This is a genomic window from Methylobacterium pseudosasicola, from assembly GCF_900114535.1.
In the GTDB taxonomy this organism is placed as follows: domain Bacteria; phylum Pseudomonadota; class Alphaproteobacteria; order Rhizobiales; family Beijerinckiaceae; genus Methylobacterium; species Methylobacterium pseudosasicola.
This window is the reverse complement of the sequence record NZ_FOTK01000059.1, coordinates 1-23,615: the sequence shown is the minus strand read 5'-3', so window position 1 is coordinate 23,615 and position 23,615 is coordinate 1. Positions and strand designations below refer to the sequence as shown.

Annotated in this window: 24 protein-coding genes, 1 tRNA gene and 1 pseudogene; 11 read left to right on the top strand and 15 right to left on the bottom strand. The window is 70.6% G+C overall.

Annotated features, from left to right (window positions below):
* The 10 genes and pseudogenes from BM228_RS30130 to BM228_RS30080 form a co-directional block, all read right to left on the bottom strand.
* Positions 1 to 222, bottom strand: a pseudogene (locus tag BM228_RS30130) (hypothetical protein); the annotation flags it as partial.
* A 182-nt stretch (positions 223 to 404) separates the two neighbouring features.
* Positions 405 to 1,928: a PhnE/PtxC family ABC transporter permease gene (locus tag BM228_RS30125; RefSeq protein ID WP_092046458.1), complete on the bottom strand. Its 1,524-nt coding sequence runs from the start codon at positions 1,926 to 1,928 to the stop codon at positions 405 to 407.
* Positions 1,928 to 2,602, bottom strand: coding sequence for an ATP-binding cassette domain-containing protein (locus BM228_RS30120; protein ID WP_092046456.1), 675 nt, complete (start codon positions 2,600 to 2,602; stop codon positions 1,928 to 1,930). Before BM228_RS30120 ends, BM228_RS30125 begins: the two co-directional genes overlap by 1 nt.
* Before the next feature lie 4 nt (positions 2,603 to 2,606).
* A complete protein-coding gene (locus tag BM228_RS30115; RefSeq protein ID WP_092046455.1) occupies positions 2,607 to 3,494 on the bottom strand; it encodes a putative selenate ABC transporter substrate-binding protein in 888 nt (295 codons plus the stop codon).
* A 244-nt stretch (positions 3,495 to 3,738) separates the two neighbouring features.
* Entirely contained in the window at positions 3,739 to 3,975 is a 237-nt protein-coding gene (locus BM228_RS30110; RefSeq protein WP_092046453.1) for a hypothetical protein, read from the bottom strand.
* A gap of 82 nt (positions 3,976 to 4,057) precedes the next feature.
* Positions 4,058 to 5,380: an adenylate/guanylate cyclase domain-containing protein gene (locus BM228_RS30105; RefSeq protein ID WP_092046452.1), complete on the bottom strand. Its 1,323-nt coding sequence runs from the start codon at positions 5,378 to 5,380 to the stop codon at positions 4,058 to 4,060.
* Positions 5,380 to 6,801, bottom strand: coding sequence for a GTPase HflX (gene hflX / locus BM228_RS30100; protein WP_092046450.1), 1,422 nt, complete (start codon positions 6,799 to 6,801; stop codon positions 5,380 to 5,382). Before hflX ends, BM228_RS30105 begins: the two co-directional genes overlap by 1 nt.
* A gap of 366 nt (positions 6,802 to 7,167) precedes the next feature.
* A complete protein-coding gene (hfq, locus tag BM228_RS30090) occupies positions 7,168 to 7,419 on the bottom strand; it encodes an RNA chaperone Hfq (RefSeq protein WP_007563033.1) in 252 nt (83 codons plus the stop codon).
* A gap of 195 nt (positions 7,420 to 7,614) precedes the next feature.
* Entirely contained in the window at positions 7,615 to 8,979 is a 1,365-nt protein-coding gene (gene ntrX / locus BM228_RS30085; RefSeq protein ID WP_092046447.1) for a nitrogen assimilation response regulator NtrX, read from the bottom strand.
* A complete protein-coding gene (locus BM228_RS30080) occupies positions 8,976 to 11,411 on the bottom strand; it encodes a sensor histidine kinase NtrY-like (RefSeq protein ID WP_092046445.1) in 2,436 nt (811 codons plus the stop codon). Before BM228_RS30080 ends, ntrX begins: the two co-directional genes overlap by 4 nt.
* A gap of 218 nt (positions 11,412 to 11,629) precedes the next feature.
* On the opposite strand from BM228_RS30080, the gene BM228_RS30075 reads away from it, so the two are divergent.
* The 6 genes from BM228_RS30075 to BM228_RS30055 all read left to right on the top strand — a co-directional run bounded on the left by BM228_RS30075 (position 11,630) and on the right by BM228_RS30055 (position 14,173).
* Complete coding sequence (locus BM228_RS30075; protein ID WP_139234268.1) at positions 11,630 to 11,857, top strand: amino acid transporter; 228 nt, start codon at positions 11,630 to 11,632, stop codon at positions 11,855 to 11,857.
* Positions 11,854 to 11,976 carry a hypothetical protein gene (locus BM228_RS35950; RefSeq protein WP_279601572.1) on the top strand — a complete coding sequence of 41 codons (123 nt, stop codon included), beginning with the start codon at positions 11,854 to 11,856 and terminating at the stop codon, positions 11,974 to 11,976. The genes BM228_RS30075 and BM228_RS35950 overlap by 4 nt, the downstream gene beginning before the upstream one ends.
* A gap of 150 nt (positions 11,977 to 12,126) precedes the next feature.
* Positions 12,127 to 12,219, top strand: a tRNA-Sec gene (locus tag BM228_RS30070).
* A 141-nt stretch (positions 12,220 to 12,360) separates the two neighbouring features.
* Positions 12,361 to 13,341 carry an amidohydrolase family protein gene (locus BM228_RS30065; protein WP_092046441.1) on the top strand — a complete coding sequence of 327 codons (981 nt, stop codon included), beginning with the start codon at positions 12,361 to 12,363 and terminating at the stop codon, positions 13,339 to 13,341.
* 57 nt (positions 13,342 to 13,398) lie between these two features.
* Complete coding sequence (locus BM228_RS30060; protein ID WP_092046439.1) at positions 13,399 to 13,845, top strand: hypothetical protein; 447 nt, start codon at positions 13,399 to 13,401, stop codon at positions 13,843 to 13,845.
* Positions 13,846 to 13,873: 28 nt separating this feature from the next.
* Positions 13,874 to 14,173 (top strand): hypothetical protein, encoded by a 300-nt coding sequence (locus BM228_RS30055; RefSeq protein ID WP_244537391.1) that lies wholly within the window; start codon positions 13,874 to 13,876, stop codon positions 14,171 to 14,173.
* 8 nt (positions 14,174 to 14,181) lie between these two features.
* On the opposite strand, the gene BM228_RS30050 is transcribed toward BM228_RS30055, so the two are convergent.
* The gene (locus BM228_RS30050; RefSeq protein WP_092046438.1) at positions 14,182 to 14,589 is read right to left on the bottom strand and encodes a hypothetical protein; all 408 of its coding nucleotides are present in this window, start codon (positions 14,587 to 14,589) and stop codon (positions 14,182 to 14,184) included.
* Between the two features lie 154 nt (positions 14,590 to 14,743).
* Between BM228_RS30050 and BM228_RS30045 the strand changes: the two genes are divergently transcribed.
* From BM228_RS30045 to BM228_RS30035, 3 genes are all read left to right on the top strand, one after another.
* The gene (locus BM228_RS30045; RefSeq protein ID WP_092046436.1) at positions 14,744 to 14,980 is read left to right on the top strand and encodes a DUF4170 domain-containing protein; all 237 of its coding nucleotides are present in this window, start codon (positions 14,744 to 14,746) and stop codon (positions 14,978 to 14,980) included.
* Positions 14,981 to 15,154: 174 nt separating this feature from the next.
* Positions 15,155 to 16,099, top strand: coding sequence for a ribose-phosphate pyrophosphokinase (locus BM228_RS30040; protein WP_012318471.1), 945 nt, complete (start codon positions 15,155 to 15,157; stop codon positions 16,097 to 16,099).
* A gap of 225 nt (positions 16,100 to 16,324) precedes the next feature.
* Positions 16,325 to 17,059 carry a hypothetical protein gene (locus tag BM228_RS30035; protein WP_425285024.1) on the top strand — a complete coding sequence of 245 codons (735 nt, stop codon included), beginning with the start codon at positions 16,325 to 16,327 and terminating at the stop codon, positions 17,057 to 17,059.
* A 139-nt stretch (positions 17,060 to 17,198) separates the two neighbouring features.
* On the opposite strand, the gene BM228_RS30030 is transcribed toward BM228_RS30035, so the two are convergent.
* A complete protein-coding gene (locus tag BM228_RS30030; protein ID WP_092046433.1) occupies positions 17,199 to 18,875 on the bottom strand; it encodes a methyl-accepting chemotaxis protein in 1,677 nt (558 codons plus the stop codon).
* 169 nt (positions 18,876 to 19,044) lie between these two features.
* Between BM228_RS30030 and BM228_RS30025 the strand changes: the two genes are divergently transcribed.
* Together BM228_RS30025 and BM228_RS30020 are read left to right on the top strand one after the other, a co-directional pair.
* The gene (locus tag BM228_RS30025; RefSeq protein ID WP_092046432.1) at positions 19,045 to 20,100 is read left to right on the top strand and encodes an ABC transporter substrate-binding protein; all 1,056 of its coding nucleotides are present in this window, start codon (positions 19,045 to 19,047) and stop codon (positions 20,098 to 20,100) included.
* Positions 20,101 to 20,571: 471 nt separating this feature from the next.
* A complete protein-coding gene (locus BM228_RS30020) occupies positions 20,572 to 21,273 on the top strand; it encodes a DUF1013 domain-containing protein (protein ID WP_092046430.1) in 702 nt (233 codons plus the stop codon).
* Between the two features lie 47 nt (positions 21,274 to 21,320).
* On the opposite strand, the gene BM228_RS30015 is transcribed toward BM228_RS30020, so the two are convergent.
* The 3 genes from BM228_RS30015 to BM228_RS30005 form a co-directional block, all read right to left on the bottom strand.
* Complete coding sequence (locus BM228_RS30015) at positions 21,321 to 21,782, bottom strand: PIN domain-containing protein (RefSeq protein WP_092046428.1); 462 nt, start codon at positions 21,780 to 21,782, stop codon at positions 21,321 to 21,323.
* A complete protein-coding gene (locus BM228_RS30010) occupies positions 21,779 to 22,024 on the bottom strand; it encodes a type II toxin-antitoxin system Phd/YefM family antitoxin (protein WP_092046427.1) in 246 nt (81 codons plus the stop codon). The genes BM228_RS30015 and BM228_RS30010 overlap by 4 nt, the downstream gene beginning before the upstream one ends.
* A gap of 63 nt (positions 22,025 to 22,087) precedes the next feature.
* Positions 22,088 to 23,113: a histone deacetylase family protein gene (locus BM228_RS30005; protein WP_092046425.1), complete on the bottom strand. Its 1,026-nt coding sequence runs from the start codon at positions 23,111 to 23,113 to the stop codon at positions 22,088 to 22,090.
* Positions 23,114 to 23,615: the final 502 nt, after the last annotated feature.

Below are 23,615 nucleotides of genomic sequence, written 5' to 3'. Positions count from 1 at the left end.
GCGCTTGAGCTTGTCGTACAGCGCCGGCAGCGACACCGGCAGAGGCTCCGCCTGCCGGGCCGCCGCGTGCAACGAGGGCCGCAAGCCGACCGCCACCAGCATCATCAGCTCGACGATCGTCGAGAACAGCAACGCGCGCTCGTATTGGCGCTGGCGATGGGCTGCGAACACCGCATCGAGCCACGCCGCCGGAAACGCCTGCTCCAGAAGCGTCCGCGCCATCACACCCGCCGGCGCCTGTTGCTCGAAGCGCTCCAGAACGGCCGACCAGACACACCCCAATCCGTCTGATGATCCTCTCATCCCAACGACTTGGGCACACAACAAACACCTTAAAAGGGCTGGGCTATGCCCTTTTGCGAGTCCAGGGCGGAGCCCTGGGAGCGGGCTTCATCGCGCCCGCCTCAACCCGCCACCGGCGCCGGCCCGGAGAGGCGGGTCGGCAGCGTGTCGATGCGTAAGGACCGGCGCAGGCCCCGGGAGAGGGCGTCCACTGCCACCGTCACCAAGGCGGTGGCGGCGATCAGCACCACGGCCACGTCGAGGCGCAGCTCCGAGATCGCCGCATCGACGTAGAAGCCCAGCGTCGTGACGCCGAGGATGCCGAAGATCGCGCTCTCGCGCAGGATCAGCTCCCAGCGGTAGAGCAGGTAGGCGAGGAACTGGCCGTAGAGGCGCGGCACGGTCTCGTAGGCGTAGAGGTTCAGGCCCCTGGGCGCGTCGGCCCGGTAGGGGATCGCGTCGGCGTGCCGGCCCATCAGGTAGGCGACGATCCCGGCATTGTGCAGCGCCAGCGCGAGGATCGCCGGCAACATCGAGGGGCCCAGCAGCTGCAGGCAGACGTAAGCCAGCATGTATTCCGGCGTCGAGCGCACCACCACGAGGAGCACACGGCCGAGCGGCCGTCCGAGGGGCCCGGCGAAGCGCTTTGCGGTGAGCGGGAACAGCACCAGCGCCCCCAGCGCGGTCGCCGCCAGGGCGATCTGCGCCAGGATCAGGGTCTGGATCGTGCCCGGCAGAATCTGGTCGGTGAGGATCGGGCGCAGCCAGGACCAGAGCCGCGCCCAGGTCTCGGGCTCGGCGAGCGCGGCGCCGCGCAGGGGCGTCGGCACGATGTCGTGGCCGAGGAAGCGCGCGAGGCTTGCACTGATGGCCGCGTTGCCGATCGCCGGGGGCAGGGCCAGCGGGGCGGCGGCGAGCAGGAGCGGCACGGTCCAGCCGCGGATCCAGAGCCGGCGGGTGCCGATCAGCGCGTAGAACACCAGGAGCAGCGCCCCGGCCTCGGCGTAGCGGCCCTGACGGAAGGCGGATTCGAGATAAAACCCCATGGTCGGCAGGCCGATGAAGCCGAGCACCAGGCTGGAGCGCAGGCCGCATTCGAGCCGGTAGAGGGTGTAGTCGCGCATCCGCCCGGCGACCTCGGGCAGGCGGGCATACAGGAAGGCCGAGACCGTGCCGGTGCCCACAGGCAGCACCCGGATCGCCGCGAGGTCGGCCTCCTCGATGATCTCGGCATAGACCTTGGCGCAGATGCCCGCGTAGGGCAGCGCAATGGCGAGCATGCCGGTCGTCGCCGAGAGGCCGAAGACCTGCATCAGCAGCAGCGCCCAGAATAGCTCGTGCACGGCGCGCAGGCCCGCGCAGGCGAGCCGGATCGTGCGGGAGCGGGCGAACGGGATCGCCAGCAGCAGGCCGCTTCCGGCCCCGAGCCCGACGCCCAGCACCGCGAAGGCCACCGTGTAGACGACGCTCCAGCCCTCCACCGACGGGAAATCCGGCCGGGCCAGGCCGTCGAGCAGGCGGGCGAGGTCGGCCCAAGGGTGCAGGGTGGTGACGTGCAGGTCCGCCACCAGCAGGCCCGCCAGCGCGGCCGCCAGGAACCAGCGGCTCACCGCCGCGTAGCCGGGCCGCGGGCGGGCGAGCTGCATCAGGCGGCCTCGTAATAGGGGCTCAGCCGTGCCGGATCGAGGTTTTGGGCCGGCGCGTCGAGGACGATGCGGCCGGCCTCCAGCACCACGATCCGGTCGGTCTGGGCGAGCGCCAGGGCCACGTCGTGGAGCGCCAGGATCAGGGTCTCGTGGTTCTGTGCCAGCTCGGCGAGGATCCGCGCGCCCTGCTGGCGATCCAGCGCCGAGACCGGCTCGTCGCCCACCAGGATCGGCCGGCCGTTATAGAGCGCGCGGGCCACCGAGACCCGCTGCTGCTGGCCGCCGGAGAGTTCGCCGGCCTTCGCCCAGAGCGTGTCCGCCAGGCCGACCCGGTCGAGGATCCTTTGCACGGCGGCGATATCGGCCTTGGCCGGGCGAACCAGATTGCGCAGGTTGTGCAGGGTCGAGCGCCGGTCGAGCTGGCCCATATAGACGTTGTGGAACACCGAGAGGGTCCGCACCAGGGCGGCGGCCTGCGGCACCAAAGCGACTTTTTCGGGCGCCTGCGCCTGGATCAAGCCGATCAGGGTCGACTTGCCGGCGCCCGAGCGGCCCATCAGGGCGACGCGCTCGCCCGCCCGGACGGTCAGGTCGAGGCCCGACAGCACGGTGCGGCCGCCATAGGAGGCCGCGGCGTTCTCCAGGACGATCTCCGCCCGGGACTCGGCCGGCACCGTCTCAGTCCAGCAGGCCGGTGGAGCGGCCGACCTCCACCAGGGGTTCGTAGGCGGCGTTGGTGACGGGGATGAATTTCGACCGGCCGAACGGCTCCAGAATCGCCGGGTCGGTGACGCCGACGAGGGCGCCCTTGAGCTTCTCGGTGAAGCCGGCGCCGTAGGTCAGGTCCACGTCGCCCCGGACAGTCCATTGGTAGTCGGGGAAGGTCGGGCTCTCCCAGATCACCGACACCGCCTTGGGGTCGACCTTGCCGGCCTTGGTGTCGAGGTCCCAGACCGAGTAATCGACCGCGCCGACCGCGAAGGCGCCGGATTGCACCAGCTGGATCGTGCGGCTGTGGTCGCCGGAGAACCCGACCCGGGCAAACACCTGATCCGGGTTCTTGCCCGGGAAGGCCTGGCGGATGAAGTATTCCGGCATCAGCCGCCCGGAGGTCGAGGCCCGGGCGCCGAACGTGAAGGTTTTTTCGGCGATGGCCTTCGGGAAATCCTTGGTGGGCTCCAGCCCGCTCCCGGCATGGGCGATCAGGTAGGTCTTGAACGCCGCGTCCTCGGCGCCCTGAGCGATCGCCTGGGAGCCCGGCACGGCCCGGCGCGCCTGGACCCCGGTGAAGCCGCCGAACCAGGCAAGCTGCACCTGCCCGTTGGTGAAGGCGGTCACCGCCGCCGGGTAGCTCTTCACCGGGATGTAGCGCACCGGCACGCCGAGCTTGCCTTCGAGATAGGTGGCGACCTTGCCGAAGCGCTCGACCAGGCGGCTCTCGTCCTGGTCGGGGATGCCGGTGAAGACCAGGGGCGGGACCGGTTTCTCCTGCGCCTGCGCGGCCGTGCCGAGCGCGAGCGAAACCAATCCCAGAGCGAACCGCCCCAACCGTCCCAAGCCCGGCATGGATCCTCCACCGCATCGCGCCCGTATCCGGCGCGCCTCGTGCGGCGCCCTCGATATCGGATTTCAGACGATGCGCCAGAGCTTTGATGGCGTCCGCATGGTTCGAAAGCCAGCATCGCCGTTCGGGATGCTGCTGAAAACCAGATCCTGCCCGGAGGGTGCTGCCGCTCCCGGCATCCTCCGGGGCCCGTCATCCGATCCCGTGCCCGCGCGGGTCGCGCGGGCACGGGATCCCCCAAAAAACTCAGCGGTAATGGCGGCGCATCATGGAGTGGCGATGGTGCCGGCGCATCATGTGATGGCGGCTCATCATCACGCCCCGGGAGGACATCCGGGCGCCGCGATGCATGCCGCCGAAATTGCTGTTGCCGGTGGCGGCGGCATTCCGGTCGAGGCCGTCGCCCGGGGCGGCGAGGCTGGGGCTGGCGGCGCCGAGGACGAGGCCGAGGGCGAGTGTCGCGCCGAGGAGGATCTTGTTCATAGGGTGATCAATCTTTCCGCGACCCTGCGCCGCCTCCACCGAACGAATCGGTCCCGCGCATGTTCCGGAACGGTCCCGGCCTTCAGGGGGCCGGCGTCTCCACGATGGCGAACAGGGCGGGCTGCGCGTCTTGCGCGTCCGGCACCGGCACCGCCCGGATCCGGGGCGGCAGCGGCCCTCCGAGCAGATCCAGAAAATCGCCCGAGGCGCCGATCTCGATCTCGGCCGCCTTGGCCCGGGCCTCGAGGCGCGACAGGGCATTCATGGCCGGGCCCAGAACCGTGTACTCGGCCCGCACGCCGTCGTCGAACACGCCGACCAGGAGGTCGCCGGCATGCAGGGCGACCACCACCCGCAGGGTGAACAGCCCGTCCTTCTCCCGAGCCTCGTTGAGGGCGGCGATCCGGTCCTGGAGCGACAGGGCGCAGGCCAGCGCCGCCCGGGCCTGCGCCCGGGGCCGGCCGACCACGAACTGCACCAGCACGGCGTCGCCGACATACTTGTCCACGAGGCCGCCCTGCTCCGCCACCGCCGCCTGCGCGGCCGCCCGGACCGCGAGCAGGGCCGTCACCATCGCCTCGGGCGGATGCTCCCGGCTCAGCCGCGAGAAGCCGCGGATGTCGAGCACCATCAGGCAGGCATGGCGCCGGTGCACGCCCATGGTCGAATCGGCGTCCTCGGCGGCGAGGTCGAGGGCGACCGTGTCGGGCACGAACCGGGCGAGCTGGGCGCGCTCGTGCTCCATGCGCAGGGCCCGGGTCACCGCCTCCCGCAGGCGGGTCATGCCGTCGACCACCAAGAGGCCGGCCGCCACGAAGGTGGCGAGCCCGGTGATCTGCGCAGTCGGGAAGGAATCCGGCCCCGGGAACAGCTCGGGCCAGGCCAGCCCGACCAGGAAGGCCGCGGTCCAGCAGGCGGTCACCACCGCGCAGAACAGCAGGGTCTGGGCGACCCGCATGCTCAGGCCGGTCTGGAGCAGGAGCAGGAAGGCCGGCAGGCGGCTCACCGCGTCGGCGCCCAGGCCCGCCCCGCCGCCGGCCAGCATGTGCTCGATGATCACGTAGACGGCGAGCCCGGCATTGAGCAGCGTTCCGGCCCAGCTATAGGCCGCAGCACGGGGACCGCCGCCCCGCTCGCCCAGCCCGAACCAGATCGCGCCGACGCCGTAGAGGCCGAGGATGAACCAGTGGCTGAAGGCGTGCAGCGAGCCGTCATAGGCCTGAGCCGCCATCAGCAGCACCAGCACGATCACGATCCGCAGCCCGAGCAGCCGCAGGCCGCCACCCGCCTGCATGGCGCGCAGAACCGCGGCGTCGTCCTGGTTCGTCTCCGCCTTGCGCGCGGCGCTGTCCCGGGCGCTCGGCACGGCGGGGAGCGGCGATGTCCTGACGCCGCCCGAGGCCATCACGTGCCCCGGTCGAGGCGCCGGGCCGCGCTGAACCGGTTGAGGAAGCGCGGCTCCTTCTCGGGGGCGATCCGGATCGCGAGGTGCAGGGTGCCGTCGGCCTCCGTGCGCCGGTCCAGGATCTCGGCGTTCTCGTAGAGCCAGTTGAGCGCCGCCCCGTCCTCCGGCGGCAGCGACACCGCGAAGCTCGTCCGGTGGCGGCCGATCCGCGCCTCGATCCGGGCGGTCAGGGCGGCGAGCCCCTCCCCGGTCAGCGCCGAGACCAGCACCGGCGCGTCGCTGTCGCGGTCGTTGCGGGCCTTGGCCTGGCCGCTGAGGTTCATCAGCCGGGTGCGCTCGTCCTCGTCGAGCAGATCGGCCTTGTTCCAGACCTCGATGATCCGCTCGGCCGTGGTCTCGATGCCGAGCTCGCGCAGCACCTCGCCGACATCCTCGGCCTGGGCCTCGGAATCGACGTGGCTGACGTCGCGCACGTGCAGCAGCACGTCGGCCTCGATCGCGTCCTCCAGGGTCGCCCGGAAGGCGGCGATCAGGGCAGTCGGCAGGTCGGAGATGAAGCCCACCGTATCGGACAGGATCACATTCTCGCCGTGCGGCAGCTTGGTCGCCCGGGCGGTGGGGTCGAGGGTGGCGAACAGCATGTCCTTGGCGGTGACCTCGGCCCGGGTCAGGGTATTGAACAGGCTCGACTTTCCGGCATTGGTGTAGCCGACGAGCGCCACGATCGGGTACGGCACCCGGGCGCGGCTCTGCCGGTGCAGGCCGCGGGTCCGCACCACCGCGTCGAGGTCGCGCTCGATCCGGGTCATGCGCTCCTGGATCATGCGCCGGTCGGCCTCGATCTGGGTTTCGCCGGGGCCGCCGAGGAAGCCAAAGCCGCCGCGCTGGCGCTCCAGGTGGGTCCAGGACCGGACCAGCCGCGACTTCTGGTAGGCCAGATGCGCGTGCTCGACCTGAAGCGTACCCTCCCGGGTCGAGGCGCGCCGCCCAAAAATCTCAAGGATGAGGCCGGTACGGTCGATGACCTTGGCGCCCCAGGCCTTCTCGAGGTTGCGCTGCTGCACCGGCGAGAGGGCGCAATCCATCACCACGAGGCCGATCTCGCGGGCGCGGATCAGGCCGGCGATCTCCTCGACCCTTCCCTTGCCGAGATAGGTCGAGGGGCGGATCCGCGGCAGGCTGATGGCGAGGCTCTCAACCACGTCGAGTTCGATCGCCGCGGCGAGCCCGGTGGCCTCGTCGAGGCGGGCCTCCACGGAGCGGGTCGGCTGGGCGGGCCCGTGACCCGTCGCCCCCGGCCCCGGCGCGCCCCGGGCCAGATAGGGGCCGATCACCAGGGTATGGGTCGCCGCGGCGATCTCGCCCTCGGGCGCGGCCTGTGCCTGGAGCCGGGCCTCGCCGGACGTCAGCGTCTCGCTCATGCAACCTTTAACGCCGCCCGCGCGCCGGCAGCTTCGTTCGAGAAGTCGGATTTTCCGAGATGGGGATTCGGCGGGGCCGGGCCAAGATGCCGGGGTTCAGGAGGTTGGGATCGGAGAGACCCGAATCCGGCAGCCGGTCCGACGCGGGCTATCCCACCCGCGCCCTCATCCTGAGGCGCCGAAGCGCAGCGGAGGCCTCGAAGGAGCCCTCCAGCTGGCCGCGCGATCCCTGGAAGCCTCCTTCGAGGCGGCTCCGCCGCACCTCAGGAGAGGGGGGAAATCGGGATGGGGTTGGGGTTCGCTGCCCTCTGCCGGCGAATCGCGGCCCCGAAGAGAGCGAACCGATCGCCCTCCTCCTCCCAAAAATCACGCCTTCTCGGCGGTCTCGTCCGGCTCGAACAGCTGCACCGGGTGGCCCGGCATGATCGTCGAGATCGCGTGCTTGTAGACGAGCTGCGAATGGCCGTCCCGGCGCAGCAGCACGCAGAAATTGTCGAACCAGGTGACCACGCCCTGCAGCTTGACGCCGTTGACGAGGAAGATGGTCAGCGGGATCTTGTTCTTGCGGACATGATTGAGGAACGTGTCCTGAAGGTTCTGTGCGCGTTCGCCCGCCATCTTCTTTGCCTTCTTGTTGTCCCGGCGCGAAGGGCCCGGGATGGGTACGGCCCGGGTTTGATACGGCCCCTGGGGCCATCACGTGCGGGGTGGTCCGATCATCCCGCCCGTAATCGCGTATACAGCATGACCGCGCAAAAGCGCGGGGACAAGCAAGGCCCGGTCCCGCCGATCCGTGACGGATCGGCGACACTTTCACGGACCGATGCCCAGCGACTTCAGCTTGCGGTGGAGCGCCGAGCGCTCCATGCCGATGAACTCGGCGGTGCGCGAGATGTTGCCCGAGAACCGCGCGATCTGCGCCACGAGATACTCGCGCTCGAAGATCTCCCGGGCCTCGCGCAGCGCCAGGCTCATCAGCTTCTCGCCGCCCGCGCCCCCCGGGGTGGTCGGCACCAGGGCGCCGATCTCGGAGGGCAGCATCTCGGAGGTGACCTCCTGCTCCGGGTCGGCCTGGGTCAGAATCATCAGCCGCTCGACGTTGTTCTTGAGCTGGCGGACGTTGCCCGGCCAATTGTGCGACTGGAGCACCGCCATCGCGTCCTCGGCGATCACCCGCTTCGGCAGTCCGGTCTGGGACGAGATGTTGTCCATGAAGAACTGGATCAGCTCGGGCACGTCCTCCCGGCGCTCGGACAGGGCCGGCACCCGGATCGGCACCACCGAGAGCCGGTGGAACAGGTCCTCGCGGAAGCGGCCCGCGGCGATCTCTTCCTGCAGGTCCCGGGACGAGGACGAGATGATGCGCACGTCGACATGCACCCGGGTGGTGCCGCCGACCCTTTGAAAATTCTGGTCGACGAGGACGCGCAGGATCCGGTTCTGGGTCTCGCGGGGCATGTCGGCGACCTCGTCGAGGTAGAGGGTGCCGCCATGGGCCTCCTCCAGGGCGCCGACCCGCCGGCCGGATTCACCCTCGACCCCGAACAGCTCCGACTCCATGGTCTCGGGCAGGATCGCCGCCGCGTTGAGCAGCACGAACGGGCCGTTCGACCGGGCCGAGGCCTTGTGCAGGCTGCGCGCGGCGAGCTCCTTGCCGGAGCCCAGAGCCCCGGTGATCATCACCCGGGCGTTGGTCGGCGCCACCCGGTCGATGGTCTGGCGCAGCTGGTTGATCGCCAGCGAGCCGCCGACGATGCGGTTCGGGTTGCCCGAACGCGCCGTCAGGTCGCGCACCTCGCGCCGGAGCCGGGAGGCTTCCAGCGCCCGCTCGGCCACCAGGATCAGCCGGTCGGCCTTGAACGGCTTCTCGATGAAGTCGTAGGCCCCCGCCTTGATGGCCGAGACCGCGGTCTCGATGTTGCCGTGGCCCGAGATCATCACCACCGGCAGGTCGGGATTGGCCGCCTTGATCAGGTCGAGCACCTGCAGGCCGTCGAGCCGCGAGCCCTGCAGCCAGATGTCCAGGAAGACCAGGTGCGGCCGGCGCGCCTCGATGGCGGCGAGCGCCTCGTCGGAGCCGCCGGCCGTGCGGCAGCGGTGGCCTTCGTCGTCGAGGATGCCCGCCACGAGGTCGCGGATGTCGGCCTCGTCGTCGACAATCAGGATATCGGCGCTCATGCGTGCATCTCCGCGATCCGGGGGGCCGTCGGTGCGGCGCCCTTCTCCTCTGTCGTGACGGGACTGGTCTCGGGGCCGGACGGCTCGGGCCCGTGCTCGCGCGGGACCCGCATCTGCACCTGCCCGCCACGGCCGGCGGGATTGTCGTTCAACGCGATCCCGCCGCCGTGCTCCTCAAGCACCTTGCTGACGATAGCAAGCCCCAGCCCTGTGCCACCTTCGCGTGTGGTCATGTAGGGCTCGAGCAGCCGCTGGCGCCCCTCGACCGGAAAACCCTTGCCGTTGTCGGTCACCGTGATCACCGCGAACCCGTCCTCGACCGCGAGGCTCAGGCCGATCTTGCCCTTGCCGAGCTCGGCCGGCGGCACCTCGGCCACCGCCTCGACGGCGTTCTTCAGGATGTTGGTGATCACCTGGCTGAGCAGCCGGATGTCGAAGGCCGCCACGATCTTTTCGGAATTGCCGGCTCCACCCTGGGCCGAGAACGCGAAATCGATGTCCGGGTGCGCCACGCGCATCATGAACAGGTTCTGCTTGGCGATCTCGGTGAGGTCGTTCGGCGCGATGGCCGGTTTCGGCATCCGCGCGAAGGCCGAGAACTCGTCGACCATGCGCTTGATCTCGTCCACTTGGCGCACGATCGTGGCGGTGCACTGGTCGAACACCTCCTTGTCGGCGGTGATGACCTTGCCGTACTTGCGCCGGATGCGTTCGGCGGAGAGCTGGATCGGGGTCAGGGGGTTCTTGATCTCGTGGGCGATGCGGCGGGCGACGTCGCCCCAGGCGGAGCTGCGCTGCGCCTGGACGAGGTCGGTGATGTCGTCAAGGGTCACCACCGAGCCGCGGGAGGCCGCTTGCGCCTGCTCGCTCGTGACCCGCACGGTCACGGTGCGCTCGCCCCGGGACCGGGTGAGCTGGAGCTGCTGCTGCTGGAGGGCGCGCGGGCGGCTCTCGCTCTCGGCGAGCACCGGGGCGAGTTCCGGCACCGCCCGGGCGAGCGGCTGGCCGATCAGGGCGTTGCTCTCCACGTCGAGCATCCGCTCCGCGGCCGGGTTGGCGATGGTGACGAACCCCGCCGCGTCGAGGCCGATCACCCCGGGCGAGACCCCCGATAGCACGGCTTCCGTGAACCGGCGGCGGGTGTCGATCAGGTCGTTGGCGGCGATCAGCCCGGTATGCTGACGGCGCAGCTCCTGCGTCATCTTGTTGAAGGCCTCGCCGAGATGGGCCAGGTCGCCGCTGGTCTTCTTGGTCGGCACCTGGGCGTAGAAATTGCCGGCCGCGACCTGGTCGGCGGCGTTGATCAGCCGGCGGATCGGAGCGACGAAGCGGTTGGCGAAGTTCATCCCGAACCACACCGCCGAGAGCAGCGCGATCAGGGCGATCAGCAGGAACACCGACGCGAAGGTGATCTGGATCGAGCGCCGGAGCGAATCGTAGGTCAGGTACTCGGCCGCCGCCGCCCGGGAGACGCCCGGGAAGTCGATGGCGAGCTGGCTGACCTCCCGCTGCACCATCAGCACCGCGTCGTCATAGGCCGGCATCCGCAGCAGCGCGGCGAAGACCCGGCCCTCCGAGGGCAGCAGGCAGATCGGGTCGGCGGAGGTCGCCGCCTCCTCGAAGGCCGCGGCCGAGGGCAGCCGCACCTGCTTGAGCACGTCGATCTTGGCCCGGGCGACCACGTCGGTGGGCCCGCGCATGATCTGCGCCACCGGCAGGCCGAGATTGGTCGCCCGTGTGGTCAAAAAGTTCTCGAACCAGGCCCGGTCCCGGTCGAAGTTCGGGCGGGCCCGGGTCAGGTCGTCCACCAGGATGCGGATCTCCCGGGCGAGGGACTGGCACTGGTTCTCCTGGTAGGCGTCGGCCACCTCGACGGATTTGAGCACCACGTCGCGGACCCGGTCGGTGAAGCCGAGCGACAGGCCCCGGTCGATGGTCACCGAGGCGACCACGGCCAGCAGCACGGTGGGCAGGATCGCGATCAGCGAGAACAGGCCGACGATGCGCGAATGCAGCCGGGCCACCGCCGCGTTGGCCTTGCGGGCATGCAGGAAGACCCGCGCCTCCCAGGCGATCACGAAGGCGAGGCCCAGCACCAGGGCGGCGTTGATGCCGAGCAGCGTCACGCCGTAGGCCGGCGTCGGCGTCACCCGGATCACCCCGGCCAGGATCAGAAAGGTCGCCAGCGCCGAGACCAGCGCGGTCACCACCACGGCGGCGCCGATCCAACCCGGCCCGCGCGGCCCGGGCTTCAGCGAGTCCGCGAGCGGCGTGCTCGGCTCCGGGGGCGTTTCTTCCTCAGCGGTCTCTTCGACGGCCTGGCTTGTCCCTTCGCTCGCCCCCTCGCCCGCCGCTTCGGCAGGCGGCTGAACACCCCCCTCGGGGTCCGGCGCAGGGCCTGTCACAGGCGGTGAGCGTCGCAGGAACGGCATGACTGGTGCAGGGCCACAACAGTGTGGCGGAATTAATACGAATCGCGGCGCCCCGAAGGCTGCGGGTGGTCCATTCCGCCGCAGGGGCTGACGCCCGCGCAGCGCGAGCGGAGTTTCATTGTGGTCGTCTGGCCCGGCGCCGCAGACGGACTTGGCTGCCGGGCAAGCTGAGCCTTAAAATCGAGGCTCCATCCGAACGCCGTTGCATGGACTTGGTCGTGAACAAGGCCGCCCGGAACGAGCGCATCAAGATCACGGCCACCTGGTTCAACGGTGCGGCTGTCGCGGCCCTGGCAGTCGGGTGCTTCGCGCCGATCGTGGCCTTCGTGACCTCGACTGCGCACATCCCGTTGAGAAATCTCAATCTGCTGGTGAGGGCTCGGTTTTTCTTGAGTGTCAGCTTACATTGGGCTGCACGGAAAGTTCTGCGGGGGATTGAGGAATGAGCGACGGGTTTCTGTCCGCTGCCATCATAACCCCGCTGATGCTCGCGGCGACCGCCGGCTTCGTCTACTGGTTCACGAGCCGGCAGGATCGGCGCGATGCTTCGGAGCGCGAGCGCTAGGATTTCGGCACCGCCTTCAAGGCGGGTGCTTCAGATCAGCGCATCGCAGGCGAGACTTCGATCGGACGAGACTGGTTTTCGCGCCGTTGCGACCGTGACGACAACGCTCGTCCCTTGACCCCACGCGCGGGGGCCCGTACCCCCGCCCGTGGAGGCGAACGGGGTCTGGTGGCCCCCCTGGTCTTCAAAACCAGTGGTACGCCAACAGCGTACGGTGGGTTCGATTCCCATCCGCTTCCGCCAAGCCCCCCAGCGTCCGAGCATGCATCCCCTTCGCGTCGTAACGGGCGCGGCTGATGCCGGCTTGCGCGCGTCGCGCCCAGGTGGTCCGATCCGGAGGAGGCACTCGCAGAAGTGCGCCCGCCGATCCGGAGGAAGCCCGCCATGCTATCACGCCGGCAAACGCTCGCCCTGGCTCTGGCCAACGGCCTCGCCCTGACCGGCCCTCCGGCACGGGCCGCAGGACAGGCCGCCGCGCCGACCGTCAAGACCGCGGTCTCGTTCCCGGTCCCGCCGGGGGCGTGCGATTGCCACGTCCACGTCATCCCCGATCCGGCCAAGTTCCCCTTCTGGGAAGGACGCGCCTACACGCCGCCGGTCGATCCGCCCGAGAGCCTGCTGGCGCTCCAACACGCGCTCAAGCTCGACCGCGTGGTGATCGTGACGCCCAGCGTCTACGGCACCGACAACGCGGCCACCCTCGACGGCCTGCGCCTGCTCGGCCCGGAGCGTGCCCGCGGCGTCGCGGTGATCGGGCCCAGGACCGGCCCGGCCGAGCTCGACGCCCTGGCCCAGGCCGGCATCCGCGGCATCCGGGTCAACCTGGAGCAGGCCGGCGTGTTCGACCCGGCGGCCTCGGCCAAGGCGCTGGACAGCGCCGTGCAGCAGATCGGGCAGCGGCCCTGGCACCTCCAGGTCTATTCCCGCCTCTCGGTGATCGGCCCGCTGAAGCAGCAACTGTCGGCGCTGCCGGTGCCGGTGGTGTTCGACCATTTCGCCGGCGCGCAGGCGGCCCTCGGGCCCGACCAGCCGGGCTTCAACGACGTGCTCGACCTCGTGCGCAGCGGCAAGGCCTGGGTGAAGCTGTCGGGCGCCTACCGGGCCTCGGACAAGGCCCCCGACTATCCCGACGTGACGCCCCTGGCCCGGGCTCTCGTGGCGGCGAACCCGGACCGGCTCGTCTGGGGCAGCGACTGGCCGCATCCGGACAGCGTACCCAGACCCGACCGCAAGCCGACGGATCTCGCCCCCGCGCAGGACGTGGATGACGGCCGCCTGCTCGACCTGCTCGCCGTCTGGGTGCCCGAGCGCGCCATCCGTGACAGGATCCTTGTCGAAAATCCCAAGCGGCTTTACGACTTCTGAGCGAAGAGTGCGCGGGGCGGATCGCCCGCCCAGCGGCGTTCGCCCGGGAGGAGGCCGATGCAGGGCCTGGCACATCTCGGCCTGTCGGCCGCCACCGACCGCGTAGCCGGCCGGCTGCGCCCCGCGCGCGGGGCGCTCTGCCTTCTGACGGCCCTGGCCGTCCTGGGCGCCGGTGCCGCCTCCGTGCGGGCCCCAGGCACGGCCATCGACCCCGATCTCGTGCGGGTGATCCGCTTCATGGCCCTGATCAAGGGCGGGTTCGCGCTCGCGGCCTTCGCCGCCTGCCTCTGGCGCCTCGCCCGGCCGGCCGCGCCCTGGCGCACGGCGATCTACGTCGCCGGCCCGCCGCTCATGGCGGCGGGCGCGATCGGGCTCTGGTCCGTCCAGGGCGTCCCGTTCGCGGCGACGGGCCTGCATCTCGGCATGCTGGCGGTGCTGGCGGCCGCGCTGACCGATCCGGACTTCCTGCCGGACCCGTCGCGTCTCGGGCGGGGGCGCCGATGATGCGCGGAACGGCGGACCGCCCGTCTCGTTGCCTCCGGGCCCGCACGGCGCGCCGGGCACGACCCTGTGGATCCGCCCCGGCCCCTTCGCCATGATCGACAAGTTCCTCCCGCTCGTCCCGCCCGGTGCGCAGGCGGCCCTGCGCCGGCTCGCCGCCCGATGGCCGGCACGCCCCGCGACGGCCGCCCCCGCGACGCGGCCGGACCGCGATCTGCGCCCCGGCCCGATGCCGCCCCTGCACCCACCGGCCGCCACCAACGACAACCCCCTGCAGGCCGTCCACGAGGCCGTGGAGCGGGACCTGCGCGCAAGCGGCTATCTGCGCTGAGGCGGCTTTCAGCGCCCGGCCGGACTCGCCGGGACAGCCGGTCGGGCCGCGGCTCCGGGCACCATCCAGTGGCAGACCGTGGTCCCCGGCACGCCGGCGCATTCGTAGCTCTGGCCGCCGAGGGTCACCCGGTCGACGATCCCGGTAATCTCGGCGCGCGACAGGAGGGTGCAGCCGAGATGGTCCGCCTTGGGATCGGCCAGCAGGGCGGCGGCCGCGGCGGCGCCGTCGTGCAGCAGCATCCGGTAATTGGCCAGGGACGGGCAGCCGATCACCCGGCCGGCCCCCTTCCGGTCCGGACCGGCCGCCTTGTCCTGGCCGGGGCGAGCCGGCGCCTTGGCCGGCTGCTGTCCCAGCGCCGGCATGGCTGAGAGGCCGAGCGCGAGGGTGGCGACGCGGAGGAGCATGCGGGTCATCGCCGACTCCTAACATGGGGCCCGGGTCGTTTCGTACCCGACCCGTCGCCGCGCCGCGCTGTTGCGGTGCGCGGCGAAACCGTCGATGAAGCCGTCGATGGAATCGCCGGCGCCGGGCATAAGCGGGCGCCGCGGCGGGACGTAAGGAGAGGTCATGGCGACGGCGATCGATAGCGACCAGAAGCTGCACCTGGTCTTCGGTGGTGAGTTGCAGGACCTCGACGGCGTCCGCTTCCGGGACATCAAGGGCCTCGATATCGTCGGCATCTTCCCGGATTACGCCTCCGCGCAGGCTGCCTGGCGGGCCAAGGCCCAGGCCACCGTCGACAGCGCGCAGACCCGCTACTTCGTGGTCCACCTGCACCGGCTGCTGGAGCCGCCGGCCGTCTGAGCCGCCTGCGCGGACCGGCCGTTCCGGGCGCGCGCCTGTGCGGTGCGCGCGTGAAGGCATTGTGACACCTTCGGCCCGCTGCTAAGAGCCTCGCCCGTCATCAGATCCATCCGGCCCGCGCGGGGCCGGTGTTCGGAGCGCGGCGCGAAGCTCGGCCGCGAGTGGGCGGACGTCATGAAATCCTCGATCAAGATCATCGCCGGCAACGCGAGCCGGCCCTTGGCCGAGGCGATCGCCGCCTATCTCGAATTGCCGCTGGCCAAGTGCATGGTCCGGCGCTTCGCCGACATGGAGATCTTCGTCGAGCTCCAGGAGAACGTGCGCGGCGAGGACGTGTTCATCGTCCAGTCGACCTCGTTCCCGGCCAACGACCACCTGATGGAGCTGCTGATCATGATCGACGCGGCGCGTCGGTCCTCGGCCCGGCGCATCACGGCGGTGATCCCGTATTTCGGCTACGCCCGGCAGGACCGGCGCACCTCCGGCCGCACCCCGATCTCGGCCAAGCTGGTGGCGAACCTGATCACCGAGGCCGGGGCCGACCGCGTCCTGACCCTCGACCTCCATGCCGGCCAGATCCAGGGCTTCTTCGACATCCCCACCGACAACCTGTTCGCCGCCCCCGTGATGGTGCGCGACATCAAGGAGCGGCTGCCGAGCGCCGACCGCATGGTGGTCTCCCCCGATGTCGGCGGCGTCGTGCGCGCCCGGGCCATCGCCAAGCGGATCGACTGCCCCCTCGCTATCGTCGACAAGCGCCGCGAGCGGCCGGGCGAATCCGAGGTGATGAACATCATCGGCGAGGTCGAGGGCCGCTCCTGCATCCTGGTCGACGACATCGTCGATTCGGGCGGCACCCTGGTCAACGCCGCCGAGGCGCTGCTCAATGCCGGCGCCAAGGACGTCTCCGCCTACATCACCCACGGGGTGCTCTCCGGCGGCGCGGTCTCGCGCATCGCCGCCTCGCGGATGAAGGAGCTGGTGATCACCGATTCGATCCAGCCGACCCAGGCGGTCAAGCTCGCCCGCAACATCCGGGTGGCGACCATCGCGCCGCTGCTCGGCGAGGCGATCGGCCGGACCGCCACGGAATCCAGCGTCTCCAGCCTGTTCGACTGATCCCGCCGCCGGTGAAGAATTCGCCGCAGTGCCGGCGGCGCGATCCGGCCCTACTTCGCCCGCGCGGACGCATCGGCGATCCGGGAGGAGCGGGCACTGGGTCGGACGACACTCATCGGCATCCACGGGCTCGCCAACAAGCCGCCCCGGGATGAGAAAGCCGCCTGGTGGCGGGCGGCGATCCTGGAGGGCCTCGCCCGCAACCTCGGGGATTCGGCGCCCGCGGTGCCGTTCAGCTTCGTCTACTGGGCGGATCTGCGCTACCCGGAGCCCCTGGCGGGCGACCTCAACCGCGAGCCCTACAGCCTCGATCCCGGCACCGGCCCGTTCCCGTCCCCGGCGGGCGATCCCGCGCAGGCCGAGCCGACCCTCACCGACCGGATCTACCGCGGCCTCTCGCATCTGGAAGAGGCCACCGGGCTCACCCCGGTCGACGACCTGATCCTGGAATACCGCCTCGACGACCTCTGGGGCTATTACGAGGATGCGGCGTTCCGGGACGCCGCCCGCGCGCGGCTGCGCGAGGCCCTGGCCGAGGCGGCCGATCGCGCCGTGCTGATCGCCGCGCACTCGATGGGCGGCCTGATCGCCTACGACGTGCTCCGGGCCGCCGAGGCGGACGGCACCCCCCTGCCCCGCTGTACCCTGGTCACCCTCGGCTCCCCGCTCGGCCTCGCCGAGCTGAAGCTGAAGCTCGCCGCCGAGCACGGCGACCTGTGCGTGCCCGACGCGGTCACGGCTTGGACCAACCTGATGGACCGCCAGGATATCGCCACGGTGGGCGACGACCTCGCCGCGATCTACCCGCCGAACGCCGCCGGGGTGCGGATTCGGGACGTGCCGGTGATCAACGCCTACCGGAGACCGGACGGCACCGAGAACCGGCACAAATCCTACGGCTACCTGCGCACCCCGGAATTCTCCAAGGCGGTGGCGGCGTTCCTGGCGGCTGAGGCCTGAAAGTCCGGGTTTCAAAAGGTCGAGACCTTTTGCGGGTGCAGGGCAGAGCCCTGCTGTCGGGCATCGCTCCGCGTGCTCAAGGGCTCCGCCCCCGAACCCCGCCAAAGGGCTGAGCCCTTTGGAAACCCGGTTTCGGCGCTCAGGCGGCCTTCACCTCGGCCAAAAAGTCCTTGACCGCCTGGTCGAGGTCGTCGGAGCCGCGGGTGAGGTCGCGGGCGGCGGCCAGCACCTGCTCGGAGGCGATCCCGGTCTCGTCGGCGCCCTGACGCAGGTCGGCGATGCTGCCCGACACCGCCTGCGCCCCCGAGGCGGCGCTCACCACCCCACGCACGATCTCCTTGATCGCGGCGTTCTGCTCCTCCATGGCGGCCGCGACCCCGACCGCGATGCTGCGCATCTCCTCGATGGTCTGGCCGACCTCGCCGATCGCCGCCACGGCCTGCCGGGTCTCGCCCTGGATCCGGCCGATCTGCGCGGCGATGTCGTCGGTGGCCCGGGCGGTCTGGCTCGCCAGCTCCTTCACCTCCGTGGCGACCACCGCGAAGCCGCGACCGGCCTCGCCGGCCCGCGCCGCCTCGATGGTGGCGTTCAAGGCCAGCAGGTTGGTCTGCGCCGCGATGCCCGAGATGAGGGCGACCACGTTGCCGATCCGCTCGGTGCCGTCGGCGAGCGCCCGCACGGTCGCCTCGCCCTGGCGGGTGGTCTCGGCCGCCCGCCCGGCGATCTCCGAGGTGCGGTGCACCTGCCCGGCGATCTCCTGGACCGAGGCCGACATCTCCTCGGTGGCCGCCGCCGCGGTCTGGACGTCGGCCGACGTCCCGGCCGCCTGGGCGGTGACCGCGCCCGAACGCTCGGTGCCGCGGGCGGCCGTGGCGGTCATCGCCTGGGCGGTGACTTCGAGCTCGGACGCCGCCGCCGCGAGGCCCCGGCTCAGGTCGCTCGCCCGGGTCTCGAACGCCCGGGTCAGGCGGTCGAGGGAAGCGGCCCGGCGGGCGGCGCCCTCGACATCGTCGGCGGCGCGGGCATCCGCCTCGGCCTTGGCGATCAGCGCGTCCTTGAACACCTGCACGGCGCCGGCCATCGTGCCGATCTCGTCGCTGCGCCCGCGCTCCGGCACCGCGGCGGCGGTGTCGCCCGCCGCGAGGCGGTGCATGGCCTGGTTCAGGGCCAGGAGCGGTCGCGTCACCCGGCGGCCGATCAAAGCCGCCAGCAGGGCGATCAGCCCGATCACCACCAGCATTCCGGCCGCTGCCCGCCAAGCCGCGTTCCACAGGATCGCGGCGGTGTCGTCGGCATAGATGCCGGTGCCGATCACCCAACCCCACGGGGCGAAGCCGCGCACGTAGGACAGTTTCGGGACCGGCGCGTCGGATCCGGCCTTGGGCCAGTAATAATCGACGAAGCCTTGGCCCTGTTTCTTGGCGAGATCGACGAAGTCGCGGAACAGGTACTTGCCGGTGGGATCCTGCACCCCGGCGAGGTCCTTGCCTTCGAGCTCGGGCTTCATCGGGTGGGCGACCATGCGGGGCTGCATGTCGTTGATCCAGAAATATTCCTGGGCGTCGTAGCGCAGGGTCTTCACGGCCCGGATCGCCGCGCCCTGGGCATCGGCCCGCGACAGCCGCCCGGCCCGCTCCTCGCCCTCGAAATAGGCGGCCACCCCGTAGGCCACGTCCGTCAGGTTGCGGGTCTTGGCCATGCGGTCCTGCTCGACCTGCGATTTCAGGTTGAGCAGGCCGATGCCCGAGACCACGGCGACGCCGACCAGCGCGGTGGCCGTGATGGTGTGGAGCTTCGCCCCGATGCCGATCTTCATGAAGCCGCCCCCGGGACGAAAATTTTACGCGGAGAGAGTGTGCAACGTTACCGTTACCGTGCCGTGAAGACCGCCGCGGGCCTTGCGCTGATTGGCCTGACCCTGTCCACTCGCCGTCAATAAAGCCCGGATCCGGCCATGAAGCCGGCGGGCGGTAGGGAGGATCGACATGGTGCGAGCGTCGCGGGCGGTTGCGAGTCCGGGGATCTGCCGCCGCCTCTTCCGGGGCGGGCCTGCCGCCCTGCTGCTGGCCGGGCTGGTGCTCGCCGCCCCGTTCACCACCCCCGCCCGGGCCGACGATGCCAAGGTCCGGATCAGCCGGCAGCCCGGCTTCGTCTACCTGCCGGCGGTGCTCGCCGAGCAGCACAAGCTGATCGAGAAGCAGGCCAAGGCGGCCGGCCTCGGCGACGTCACGGTCGAGTGGGTGAACCTGACCAGCGGGGCGGCCGGCAACGACGCGCTCCTGTCGGGCAACATCGACATCGTCGACAGCGGCTCCACCAACATGCTGCTGCTCAACGACCGCACCCGCGGCGACGTGAAGGGCCTGTGCGGCGTCGGCTCGACGCCGATGCTGCTGCTCACCCGCAACCCGGCCGTGAAGACGCTCAGCGACTTCTCCGGCAAGGACAAGATCGCCCTGCCCTCCGTGAAGGTCTCGTCCCAAGCGGTGCTGCTCCAGATCGCCGCCAAGAAGGCGTTCGGGCCGGACGGGGCGACCCGGCTCGACCCGCTCACCGTCCAGCTCGGCCATCCCGACGCGGTGGCGGCCCTCGCCAGCCCCCAGAACGAGGTCAACAGCCACTTCTCGCTGCCGCCGTTCCAGCAGCGCGAATTGCAGGATCCGGCGATCCACGCGGTGCTCAACTCCTACGAGCTGGTCGGCGAGCCGGTGAGCAACGCGATCTTCTACGCCCGCACCGGCTGGTTCACCCGCAACCCCAAGCTCGCCGCCGCGATCGTGGCCGCCATCGACGAGGCGAATGCCGAGATCGCCAAGGACCCGCTCCAGGCGGCCAAGGACTACATCGCGGCCACGAACGAGAAGACCCCCGCCGAGACGCTGGTGGCGATCATGAAGGAGCCGGGGACCAATTTCTCCACCACCCCGTACGGAATCATGCTCCAGGCCCGGCACTTCTACGCGATGAAGACCATCAAGGCCGAGCCGAAGGACTGGAAGGACACGTTCTTCCCGATCGTGCACGGGCTGCCGGGGAAGTAGGCCGCCCTGGCCCTCTGTGCGGACGTTGTTGCCTGTTCCGGGCCACGCTATATTCGAGAGTGGGACCGGCGGGGGCTACCGCCGATCCCTGGCAATTACCCGTTAGGGTTTAGCCAACTCCAGAACAGCGGGTGGACGGCGAGGCGGAGTTGGAAGCTCCACTCGCCGTCTGCTTTTCTGGAGACTGCCAGAAGGATGACCATCCTCTGCACTCCCGGCCGCAACCGGCCGCGTGCGGCCTTCGCGGGTGAGTCGGTCAGGCTCACATCCGGTTTGTAGCCCGGCCTCGTGCGCCGGTTAATCGGCGCCTAGCGACCGCGAACCGCCGAACCCGCGATTGCGCCCCACCCCGGGCGGCCCTATAGTGAGCCATCCCCATTCGACAGCGTGAGACGGGACTTCCGGATCTGCATCCGGAGCCCGCGGCCCGGTGCCCGGCCCCCGTCCCGCCAGGCCGGAGCACGAGAGCACATGTCCCAGGGTCCGCTGATGCCGAAGGCGACCGCCGTCTGGCTGGTCGAGAACACCTCCCTGGCCTTCGAGCAGATCGCCGACTTCTGCAAGCTGCACCCGCTCGAGGTGAAGGGCATCGCCGACGGCGAGGTCGCGGCCGGCATCAAGGGGCTCGATCCGGTCTCCACCGGCCAGCTCACCCGCGACGAGATCGAGAAGGCCCAGAAGGCGCCGCACTACAAGCTCAAGCCCGCCGTCTCGAAGGTGAAGCTGCCGGAGGTGAAGCGCACCACCAAGGGACCGCGCTACACCCCCCTCTCCCGCCGCCAGGACCGGCCCAACGCCATCCTGTGGCTGCTGCGCAACCACCCCGAGCTCAAGGATTCGCAGATCATCCGCCTGGTGGGCACCACCAAGTCGACGATCCAGCAGATCCGCGAGCGCACCCATTGGAATTCCGGCTCGCTCCAGCCGATGGATCCGGTGACCCTGGGCCTGACCACCCAGATCAACCTCGATTTCGAGGTCCAGCGCGCGGCGGCCGACCGCCCGGCGGCGCTGGCGGCCGAGTCCGGCGCCTCGCTTTTGCCCACCGAGGTCTCGACGGCGCCCGAACCCGAGGAGACGGCCGAGCATGGCGGCCGCGAGGAGCGGATCGACGCCGATTCCGTCTTCGCCAAGCTCAAGGGCCGGAATCAGGACGAGGACGACGAGGACTAGGATTCGCGACCCAGCCCCTCTCTGGGAATCGGGAGGGGCTGCTGGGTTCAGCCCAGCTCCGCTCCTCCTGCCAGCATGGCATCCAGCAGCGGGTGGTGCGGTGACGCGAAGGGGTTGGCGATCGTCACCCCGTTCCAGGTGAAGCCGTCCTGGAGGTCTTCGGACAAGAGCAGCCGGCAACCGGCCTGCGCGGCGGCGCACAGGATGGCCGCATCCCAGATGCCGAGACGGTGATCCGTCGCCAGGTCGAAGGCGGCCAGCATCACCTCCGGTGTCGTGGCGACGATCCCGAACGCGTCCCGCCAGCCCAGAAGGGCATCCCGGGCTTCCGTGCGCGACCGTCCGGCCTTGCGGACCAGAAGGTTGAACAACTCGCCCAGTACTTGGACGGGGATGATCGCGGCGTCCTGCGGCAAGCGGCGCAGCAAGTCGATAGCGCGGTCGCGCTTCACCGCATCGTTGACCCCCTCCGCGTAGGCGAGGAGGTTGGTATCGAGGGCGACCTTCAACCCTCGTCCTCGTGAAGCGCCTCGCGCGTCCAGGGCCCGGCCTGGACCACCGGCTGACGTTGGAGACGCGACAGCAGCGTCGCCCGCGCGCCGGAGGCCACGCCATCGCGTTCGCCCGCGGGGACGATCCGGGCGACCGGCCGGCCGTGGCTGGTCACGACGTAGCTGTTGCCGTCACGAACGCCGCGCATCAGGAGCGAAAACTTGCGGTTGGCTTCCGCCGCCGGGATAGCCTCGTCCATGGCCGCACCTTAAAGTAGTTATATTCACTATATTGAAGGACGGGGCATCCTGCAAGGCGCCTGTCAGCGCGCCGCGTCGAAGGCCGCCAGGAAGGCGGTCAGGTTCTCCGGCAAGGCCGAGCAGAGGTAGCCTCCCTCCTGGACGATCGCAGTGGGCAGCCCGGCGCGCGCGATCCGCTGCGCCGCCCCGGCGAAGCCCGCCCGGGTCACCGTGAGCACGCCGATCGGGTCGTCCGCGGCGGCGTCGAGGCCCAGGGCCACCACCAGCCCCCGCGGCTTGAACGCCGCGATCGTCGCGAGCCCGGCCTCCACGGCTGCGAGCCAGGGCGCGTCGCCGGAGCCCGGCGGCAGCGGCAGGTTGCGGTTGAGGCCGGCTCCGGCTCCTGCCCCGATCTCGTCGGCATAGCCGGCATAGAACGGGAAATAGTCCGACGGGTCCGCGTGGACCGAGACCGTGAGCACGTCGCCGCGCGTATAAAAGATCCCCTGGGTGCCGTTGCCGTGGTGCACGTCGATATCGAGGATCGCCACGGGGCCGCCGCTGGCCGCCCGCATCCGCTCCGCCGCGATCGCGCTGTTGTTGAGGAAGCAGAAGCCGCCCGTCGAATCCGCGTAGGCGTGGTGGCCGGGCGGCCGGCATAGGGCGTAGGCGTGGCCCGTCTCCAGGGCCGCATCGGCGGCTGCGACGGCGCATTGCGCCGTGCCGTAGACCGCCGCCCAGGTCCCGGCCCGGATCGGCGTCGAGGTATCGGCGGTGTAGAGGCCGACGCGCCCGAGCAGGCCGGTGGGCGTGCGGTGCATCTGCGGCCGGGCGAAGCTGCCGGTGAGGATCTCGTCGGCGATACCCGGGATCTCCGCCCGGCGATCCCAAGCCTCGGCCAGGAACGCGACGTAGCCGGGATCGTGCACGGCCCGGATCGGGTCGAGGCCGTGATCGGCGGGCTCCGCGAGGGCGTGGCCGCCGTCCCGGGCCGCGGCGTGCAGGATGGCGTAGCGGGACGCCTGCTCGGGATGCGGGATCGGCGTGCCGCGCCGCAGGTAGCGTTCGGGATCGTGCCGGGCGGAGTCGGCGGTGTGGAAGACGCGCATGGGCGCAGGTTAGGCGTACCGATGCCGCGCGTCACCCGCCCCGAATCGTGGCTGAAAGGTCGGGTTTCCAAAGGGCTCAGCCCTTTGGCGGGGTTCGGGGGCGGAGCCCCTGAAGCTTGCAGGGTTCCACCCTGCACCCGCAAAAGGTCTCGGACCAGCCCTTTTAAGGTGTTTGCGGCGGCAATCGGCATCGGACCGTCCCGCTTGGCCGGCGATCCCTGGTCTTTGCAGAGGCCGTCCTGAAAACAACCCCGTCATCCCGGGGCCGCGAAGCGGAGCCCGGGATCCAGAACCAGTGTCGGATCAACGACTTGCGCCGTCGGCGGATCTGGATCCCGGGCTCGCCTGCGGCGCCCCGGGATGACAGGGTGGGGGCTGAAGCGTCTGCGGAAACTTGGGATCCGTGAAGGAAGGATAGGTCTCGGCGACCCATCGCCTGCCGCCGCGCTGCCTTCTCGGCTGTCACCTTGGCGAGAGATGGGCGCATGCCATCGGACCTTGG

Excerpts from the sequence above, each read along its gene's own strand:
- BM228_RS30080 (WP_092046445.1), bottom strand. The coding sequence starts at position 11,411 with ATGCCGTTCCTGCGACGCTCACCGCCTGTGACAGGCCCTGCGCCGGAC.
- BM228_RS30005 (WP_092046425.1), bottom strand. The coding sequence starts at position 23,113 with ATGCGCGTCTTCCACACCGCCGACTCCGCCCGGCACGATCCCGAACGC.
- BM228_RS30110 (WP_092046453.1), bottom strand. The coding sequence starts at position 3,975 with ATGAACAAGATCCTCCTCGGCGCGACACTCGCCCTCGGCCTCGTCCTC.
- BM228_RS30125 (WP_092046458.1), bottom strand. The coding sequence starts at position 1,928 with ATGCAGCTCGCCCGCCCGCGGCCCGGCTACGCGGCGGTGAGCCGCTGG.
- BM228_RS30065 (WP_092046441.1), top strand. The coding sequence starts at position 12,361 with ATGCTATCACGCCGGCAAACGCTCGCCCTGGCTCTGGCCAACGGCCTC.
- BM228_RS30040 (WP_012318471.1), top strand. The coding sequence starts at position 15,155 with ATGAAATCCTCGATCAAGATCATCGCCGGCAACGCGAGCCGGCCCTTG.
- BM228_RS30030 (WP_092046433.1), bottom strand. The coding sequence starts at position 18,875 with ATGAAGATCGGCATCGGGGCGAAGCTCCACACCATCACGGCCACCGCG.
- BM228_RS30050 (WP_092046438.1), bottom strand. The coding sequence starts at position 14,589 with ATGACCCGCATGCTCCTCCGCGTCGCCACCCTCGCGCTCGGCCTCTCA.
- BM228_RS35950 (WP_279601572.1), top strand. The coding sequence starts at position 11,854 with ATGAGCGACGGGTTTCTGTCCGCTGCCATCATAACCCCGCTGATGCTC.
- ntrX (WP_092046447.1), bottom strand. The coding sequence starts at position 8,979 with ATGAGCGCCGATATCCTGATTGTCGACGACGAGGCCGACATCCGCGAC.
- BM228_RS30020 (WP_092046430.1), top strand. The coding sequence starts at position 20,572 with ATGTCCCAGGGTCCGCTGATGCCGAAGGCGACCGCCGTCTGGCTGGTC.
- BM228_RS30010 (WP_092046427.1), bottom strand. The coding sequence starts at position 22,024 with ATGGACGAGGCTATCCCGGCGGCGGAAGCCAACCGCAAGTTTTCGCTC.
- BM228_RS30025 (WP_092046432.1), top strand. The coding sequence starts at position 19,045 with ATGGTGCGAGCGTCGCGGGCGGTTGCGAGTCCGGGGATCTGCCGCCGC.
- BM228_RS30045 (WP_092046436.1), top strand. The coding sequence starts at position 14,744 with ATGGCGACGGCGATCGATAGCGACCAGAAGCTGCACCTGGTCTTCGGT.
- hfq (WP_007563033.1), bottom strand. The coding sequence starts at position 7,419 with ATGGCGGGCGAACGCGCACAGAACCTTCAGGACACGTTCCTCAATCAT.
- BM228_RS30060 (WP_092046439.1), top strand. The coding sequence starts at position 13,399 with ATGCAGGGCCTGGCACATCTCGGCCTGTCGGCCGCCACCGACCGCGTA.
- BM228_RS30115 (WP_092046455.1), bottom strand. The coding sequence starts at position 3,494 with ATGCCGGGCTTGGGACGGTTGGGGCGGTTCGCTCTGGGATTGGTTTCG.
- hflX (WP_092046450.1), bottom strand. The coding sequence starts at position 6,801 with ATGAGCGAGACGCTGACGTCCGGCGAGGCCCGGCTCCAGGCACAGGCC.
- BM228_RS30105 (WP_092046452.1), bottom strand. The coding sequence starts at position 5,380 with ATGGCCTCGGGCGGCGTCAGGACATCGCCGCTCCCCGCCGTGCCGAGC.